Source organism: Streptomyces sp. NPDC057616 (assembly GCF_042800575.1).
GTDB lineage: Bacteria > Actinomycetota > Actinomycetes > Streptomycetales > Streptomycetaceae > Streptomyces.
Genome location: NZ_JBHVGU010000013.1, coordinates 21555 through 28597 on the forward strand (window position 1 = coordinate 21555; position 7043 = coordinate 28597).

General features: G+C 73.1%; 6 protein-coding genes. 4 read left to right on the forward strand and 2 right to left on the reverse strand.

The window, feature by feature from the left end; all coding sequences use genetic code 11:
• The first annotated feature begins 1 nt into the window (after position 1).
• Complete coding sequence (locus ACFU97_RS17855) at positions 2-1180, forward strand: 4-hydroxybenzoate 3-monooxygenase (protein WP_384257101.1); 1179 nt, start codon at positions 2-4, stop codon at positions 1178-1180.
• 27 nt (positions 1181-1207) lie between these two features.
• Entirely contained in the window at positions 1208-2644 is a 1437-nt protein-coding gene (locus ACFU97_RS17860) for an aldehyde dehydrogenase family protein (protein WP_384257103.1), read from the forward strand.
• Between the two features lie 78 nt (positions 2645-2722).
• Here ACFU97_RS17860 and trxA read toward each other — a convergent pair whose 3' ends face one another.
• Positions 2723-3109: a thioredoxin gene (gene trxA, locus ACFU97_RS17865; RefSeq protein ID WP_384257105.1), complete on the reverse strand. Its 387-nt coding sequence runs from the start codon at positions 3107-3109 to the stop codon at positions 2723-2725.
• Between the two features lie 121 nt (positions 3110-3230).
• Here trxA and ACFU97_RS17870 point away from each other — a divergent pair, with 121 nt between their 5' ends.
• Positions 3231-4664, forward strand: coding sequence for a dihydrolipoyl dehydrogenase family protein (locus ACFU97_RS17870; protein WP_384257108.1), 1434 nt, complete (start codon positions 3231-3233; stop codon positions 4662-4664).
• 68 nt (positions 4665-4732) lie between these two features.
• Here ACFU97_RS17870 and ACFU97_RS17875 read toward each other — a convergent pair whose 3' ends face one another.
• A complete protein-coding gene (locus ACFU97_RS17875) occupies positions 4733-5377 on the reverse strand; it encodes a peptide deformylase (protein ID WP_384257110.1) in 645 nt (214 codons plus the stop codon).
• Between the two features lie 146 nt (positions 5378-5523).
• Between ACFU97_RS17875 and ACFU97_RS17880 the strand changes: the two genes are divergently transcribed.
• Positions 5524-6918: a PepSY-associated TM helix domain-containing protein gene (locus ACFU97_RS17880; RefSeq protein ID WP_384257113.1), complete on the forward strand. Its 1395-nt coding sequence runs from the start codon at positions 5524-5526 to the stop codon at positions 6916-6918.
• Positions 6919-7043 lie beyond the last annotated feature (125 nt).

Sequence of the window (7043 nt, forward strand, 5' to 3'; positions counted from 1 at the left end):
CATGCGCACGACGGTCGGCATCATCGGCGGCGGCCCCGCCGGGCTGCTCCTCGCCCGGCTGCTGCACCGCATAGGCATGGACTGCGTCGTGCTGGAGGCCCGGACCCGGGAGTACGTCGAGCAGCGCCAGCGCGCCGGAATGCTCGAACAGGGCACGGTCGACGCCCTGCACGAGGCCGGCGCGGCCGAGCGGCTGAACGCCGAGGGGCTGGTCCACCAGGGCATCGAGCTGCGCTTCGACCGGGAGCGCCACCACATCGACTTCCCCACCCTGACCGGCGGCCGCACGGTCACCATCTACGCCCAGACCGAGATCGTGAAGGATCTCGTCGCGCTCCAACTGGCCGAAGGGCCACCGCTGTTGTTCGAGGCCGAGGCCCTGGCCGTCGAGAAGCCGGACAGCGACTCACCCGTGGTCCGCTTCCGCCACGAGGGCCGCGAGCAGACCCTCGCCTGCGACTGGGTGGTGGGCTGCGACGGCTTCCACGGCATCGCCCGCGACACCTTCCCGGACACCCTCGGGCGGACGTACGAACACGACTATCCCTACTCATGGCTCGGCATCCTCGCCGACGTGGCGCCCTCCTGCGAGGAGCTGATCTACGCGCGCGGCCGGGGCGGCTTCGCGCTGCACAGCATGCGCTCGCCGCACGTCTCCCGCCTCTACCTCCAGGTCCCCAACGGCACCGACGCCGACGACTGGAGTGACGACCGCATCTGGGACGAGCTCGCCGACCGCTTCGCCATCGACGCCGACTGGACCCTGCACCGCGGCCCGATCACCGCCAAGTCCGTGACTCCGATGCGCAGTTTCGTCCACGAGCCGATGCGCCACGGGCGGCTGCTGCTGGCCGGCGACGCCGCGCACATCGTGCCGCCGACCGGCGCCAAGGGCCTCAACCTCGCCGTCTCCGACGTCCGCGTCCTCGCCCGCGCCTTCGCCGAACTGCACCGCACGCAGTCCGAGCAACTCCTCGACGCCTACTCGGACGTGTGCCTGGCCCGCGTGTGGCAGGCCACGCGCTTCTCCTACGACATGACTAAGATGTTGCATGCTCAACCAGATGGGGATGTGTTCGAGAACCGTCTGCAGCTCGCGCGTCTGCGCCGGATCGCAGCATCCCGCCACGCGGCCGCCGAACTGGCCGCGAACTACACGGGACTTCCGCTCCTGATGTGAGTCCCGGTGACGAAACGGAGAGCCGTCATGCCGCTGCTCGACCCGAAGACCTGGCAGCCCCGCTCCCTGTCGGGGCCCGAGTACGCCGTCACAGAGCCCGCCACCGGGGACACGCTCGCCACCGTCACGCTCGCCTCCGCCGAGGACGTCGCGGCCGCCGCCGAGGCCGGCCGGGCCGCCCAGGCGGAGTGGGCGCGCGTCCCGCACTTCGTCCGCGCCGGCGTCCTGCGCAAGGCCGGTGACCTGTTCGCGGCGCACGCCGAGGAACTGCGCGAGTGGATCGTGCGCGAGTCGGGCTCCATCCCGGGCAAGGCCGACTTCGAGCTGCACGTCGCCGCCCAGGAGTGCTACGAGGCCGCCGCCCTCGCCTCCCGCCCGGCCGGACAGGTGCTGCCCACCGAGGCGCCACGGCTGTCGTACACACGCCGTGTCCCGGTGGGGGTGGTGGGCGTGATCGCGCCGTTCAACGCCCCGCTGATCCTCTCGATCCGCTCGGTCGCCCCGGCTCTCGCCCTCGGCAACGCGGTCGTTCTCAAGCCCGACCCGCGCACCGCGGTCTGCGGCGGCCTCTCGCTCGCGGCGGTCTTCGCCGAGGCGGGCCTGCCCGACGACCTGCTGCACGTACTGCCCGGTGGACCCGACGTCGGCCAGGCGCTGGTCGCCGACCCGCGCGTGCCCGTCATCTCCTTCACCGGCTCCACCGCCGCGGGCCGCGCCGTCGGCGAGGCGGGCGGACGCCTCCTCAAGCGCGTCCATCTGGAACTCGGCGGCAACTCCGCCCTGGTCGTGCTGGAGGACGCCGACCTCGACGCGGTCATCTCGACGGCCGCCTGGGGCTCGTTCTTCCACCAGGGCCAGATCTGCATGACGACCGGCCGCCACCTGGTCCACCAGTCGATCTACGAGGAGTACGTCGACCGCCTCGCGGCCAAGGCCGACTCCCTCGCGGTCGGCGACCCGCACCGCGAACAGGTCCATCTGGGCCCCATCATCGACGACGCCCAGCTCACCAAGATCCACGGTCTGGTGCAGGCGAGCACCGCCCGCGGCGCCAAGGTCGCCGCGGGCGGCACCCACGAGAAGCTCTTCTACCGTCCGACGGTCATCGCGGGTGTCGACGACGCGAGCCCCGCCTACGCCGAGGAGGTCTTCGGCCCGGTCGCGCCCGTACGCGCCTTCAGCACCGCCGACGAGGCGGCGGCCTGGGCGGCGCAGGGCGAGTACGGGCTCTCGCTCGGCATCGTGACACGTGACGCGGCGCGCGGCCTGGACCTCGCCGAACGCATTCCGACCGGCATCGTCCACATCAACGACCAGACGGTGAACGACGAGGCCGTGGCCCCCTTCGGCGGCATCGCCGCGTCCGGCACCGGCGCGCGCTTCGGCGGTGAGGCCAACCTGGAGGCCTTCACCGACGTGCGCTGGACGACGGTGCGCGGAGACGTGGCGCCGTATCCCTTCTAGGGCGGCCGTACTCCTACCCGGCCGTACCCCTACCGGGAGAGCCGTACCCCTGCCGGGACTGCCGAGTCCCGGGCGGGACTACTGGCCGTTCTGCTCGGCCTGGGACTGCTGCTCGGCGACCGCCTTGCGGACCTCGTCCATGTCCAGCTTGCGGGCCTGCCCGATGACGTCCGTCAGGGCGGCCTCGGGCAGGGCGCCCGGCTGCGCGAACACGGCGACCTGGTCACGGACGATCATCAGCGTCGGGATCGACTGGATGCCGAAGGCCGCGGCCAGCTCCGGCTGCGCCTCGGTGTCGATCTTGCCGAACACCAGGTCGGGGTTCTCCTCGGCCGCCTTCTCGTAGACGGGTGCGAACTGACGGCACGGCCCGCACCAGGACGCCCAGAAGTCGATCAGGACGAATTCGTTGTCCGTGACCGTCTGGTCGAAGTTCTCCTTGGTGAGCTCCACGGTGCTGCTCATCGCGCAATTCCCTCTTCCTGCTGTCGGTGGCGAAGCCGTCGGCACAACGCGGCCGACATGTCACGTATTCCGCGCCCCTACCCGTGTGGCCTGAGCGCACACCACCCACCAGACTGACCCCATGACGGAAACGGAAACCATCGCTTACGACGTCGTGGTGCTCGGGGCCGGCCCGGTGGGCGAGAACGTGGCCGACCGCACCCGCGCGGCCGGTCTGTCCACCGCGGTCGTGGAGAGCGAGCTCGTCGGCGGCGAGTGCTCGTACTGGGCCTGCGTCCCCAGCAAGGCGCTGCTGCGCCCGGTCATCGCCCGTGCGGACGCCCGGCGGGTGCCGGGCCTGCGCCAGTCGGTGCAGGGCCCCCTCGACGCGGCGGCGGTCCTCGCCCACCGCAACTACTACACATCGGACTGGCACGACGAGGGCGCGGCCGGATGGCTGGACGGCATCGGCGCCGACCTGTACCGCGGCCACGGCCGCCTGGACGGCCCGCGCACCGTGACCGTCACCGCCGCGGACGGCAGCCGCAAGGTGCTCACCGCCCGGCACGCCGTCGCCGTCTGCACCGGCACCGACGCCGTTCTGCCCGACCTGCCGGGCCTGGCCGACGTCAAGCCGTGGACCAGCCGCAACGCCACCAGCGCTCAGGAGGTGCCGGGCCGGCTCGTGGTCGTCGGCGGGGGAGTGGTCGCCACCGAGATGGCCACCGCCTGGCAGGCCCTAGGCTCGCAGGTCACCCTCCTCGTCCGCGGCAAGGGCCTGCTCAACCGCATGGAGCCGTTCGCCGGGGAACTGGTCGCCGAGGCGCTCGTCGAGGCCGGCGCGGATGTGCGCACCGGCACCTCCGTGCGGTCCGTCACCCGCGAGAACGGCACCGTCGTGGTCGTCACCGACCAGGGCGACCGCATCGAGGCCGACGAGATCCTCTTCGCCACCGGCCGCACGCCGCGCACCGGCGACATCGGCCTGGACACCATCGGCCTGGAACCGGGCAGCTGGCTCCCGGTCGACGACAGCCTGCGGGTCGGCGGCCACGACTGGCTCTACGCGTGCGGCGACGTCAACCACCGCGCGCTCCTGACCCACCAGGGCAAGTACCAGGCCCGCATCGCCGGTGCCGCCATCGCCGCGCGCGCCTCCGGCGTGCCGATCCTGGAATCGGACCCCTGGGGTGCCCACACGGCCACCGCCGACCACCACGCCGTACCCCAGGTCGTCTTCACCGACCCGGAGGCGGCGGCCGTCGGCCTCTCCCTCGCGGAGGCGGAACAGGCCGGCTACCGGGTGCGCGCCGTGGACGTCGACATCAGCTCCGCGGCCGGCGCCGGCCTGTACGCCGACGGCTACCGCGGCCGCGCCCGCATGATCGTCGACCTCAACGAGGAGATCCTGCGTGGCGTCACCTTCGTCGGGCCCGGCGTCGGCGAGCTCATCCACTCCGCCACGATCGCCGTCGCGGGCCAGGTGCCGATCAGCCGGCTGTGGCACGCGGTTCCGTCGTTCCCGACGATCAGCGAGGTGTGGCTGCGGCTGCTGGAGTCGTACCGCGACAACTGAGGTATCCGCTACGAGAGTTCAGCGCGCCCCCGGCACCGGCCGACCGTGACGGGGGCGCCCGCGGACGGCTACGCCAGCGGGAATCCGAGCGCCCGCGCCGCCTCCTCGGGCGCCGGCTGCGTCCAGCGCTCCGCCATCGCCTCGTTCGAGGACAGGGAGCGCAGTTCCGCGCGGTCGAGGTACAGCGTGCCGTCGAGATGATCCGTCTCGTGCTGGACGATCCGCGCGGGCCAGCCGGTGAACACCTCGTCCAGCGCGCGGCCGTGCTCGTCCTGGCCGGTCAGCCGCACCTCGGCGGGGCGCGCCACCACCGCCTGCCAGCCCGGCACGCTCAGACAGCCCTCGAAGAAGGCGGCCGGCCGCGAACCGACGCTCTCGTACGACGGGTTGACCAGCACCCGGAACGGCTGCGGCACCCGGCCGCGCACCAGCCGCACCTCCTCCGGCACCGGCGCCGGGTCCTCGATCACCGCGATCCGCAGCGCCACACCGACCTGCGGCGCGGCCAGGCCCACGCCCGGCGCCGCGTGCATCGTGACGCGCAGGGCCTCGACGAAGCGGGCCAGCAGCGCGTCGTCGAGCTGACCGTCGAAGCGCTCGGTGCCACCTCGGAGCACCGGGTCGCCCGCGGCGACGATGGGCAGTGGGCCGTCGACGGCGAGAAGCGCCTCGACCTGCTCCGCAAGGGGCGCTCGATCACGGGGAGTTGCCATCGGGCCAGCATGCCACGGCCTCCGGCACCGGACGTCGCACCCTGTGACACAGGCCACGTCGGCCCCCGGGAACTCGGCGCGGCCCCGCTCCGACTACTGGACCGCCACGCCCCGTCACGTCCCCGCCCCCACGGAGAAGCCCGCCGATGTCCACCGCACCCCCGACCACCACCGATGACGCCCCGCAACCGGCAACCACCCCGGAGTCGTCCACCAGTTGGTGGACTCCGCTGCGCCCACTGGTGCTGCGCCTGCACTTCTACGCCGGAGTGCTCGTCGCCCCGTTCCTGCTCGTCGCCGCGGTCACCGGATTTCTCTACGCCGGCGCCTTCCAGGCCGAAAAGCTCCTCTACGCCCACGAGTTGACCGTCGCGAAAGCAGGCGGCAGCGAGCTGCCGATCTCCGAGCAGGTGGCCGCCGCGCGCAAGGCGCACCCCGAAGGGACCGTCTCCGCCGTGCGGCCCTCCCCGGAGGCCGACGCCACTACGAGGGTTCTGCTGTCCGGGGTCCGCGGCGTCGACCCCGACCACACGCTCGCCGTCTTCGTCGACCCGTACACCGGCCAAGTGCGCGGCGCCCTGGAGCAGTACGGCTCGACCGGCGCGCTGCCGCTGCGCACCTGGATCGACGAGTTCCACCGCGACCTGCACCTCGGCGACACCGGGCGCCTCTACAGCGAACTCGCCGCGAGCTGGCTGTGGGTGATCGCGGGCGGCGGTCTCGTGCTGTGGTTCTCCCGCCGCCGGGCCCTGCGCAGGGTGCGCGGCACCGGCGGACGCCGCCGCACGCTCGGGCTGCACGGCACGGTCGGCGTCTGGGCCGCCGCCGGCTTCGTCTTCCTGTCGGCCACCGGCCTGACCTGGTCCACCTACGCCGGGGCGAACATCGACGAACTGCGCACCTCGCTCGGACAGGCCACCCCGTCGGTGTCGGCCGCGGCCGGCGGCGACCACGCGGGCCACGGCGCGTCCGCCGCCTCCGGGGGCGCCGAGCACGGCGTCGGCCTCGACGCGGTGCTGGCGGCGGCGCGCGGCAAGGGCCTGGGCGACCCGGTGGAGATCGTGCCGCCCGCCGACGCCAACTCCACGTACGTGGTCCGGCAGGTGCAGCGCAGCTGGCCCGAGAAGCAGGACGCGGTGGCGGTCGACCCGGCCACCGGCGAGGTCACCGACGTACTGCGCTTCGCCGACCACCCGGTGCTCGCCAAGCTCACCCGCTGGGGCATCGACCTGCACACCGGCACCCTGTTCGGCCTGGTCAACCAGATCGCCCTGATGCTGCTCGCACTCGCCCTGATCCTGCTGATCGTCTGGGGCTACCGCATGTGGTGGCAGCGCGGCCGCGGCTCCGCCTTCGGCCGGCCGCTCCCGCGCGGCGCCTGGCAGAAGGTCCCCCCGCAGATCCTCGTCCCGGCCGTCGTGGTGATCGCCGTCGTCGGCTACTTCGTCCCGCTGCTCGGCATTCCGCCGGCCGCCTTCGTCGTGGTCGACGTGCTCCTGGGTGAGATCGCGCACCGGCGCGCCCGGAGCTCCGCGGCATGAGCGCGGGCAGGGGCCGATCCCCCCTTTGGGACCAGGCCCGACCCCAGCACTTTTTCCCCCCCCCGCACCTCCCCCCCCCCCCCCCAAACCCCCCCCCACGCCCCCAACACCCCCCCGCCCCCACC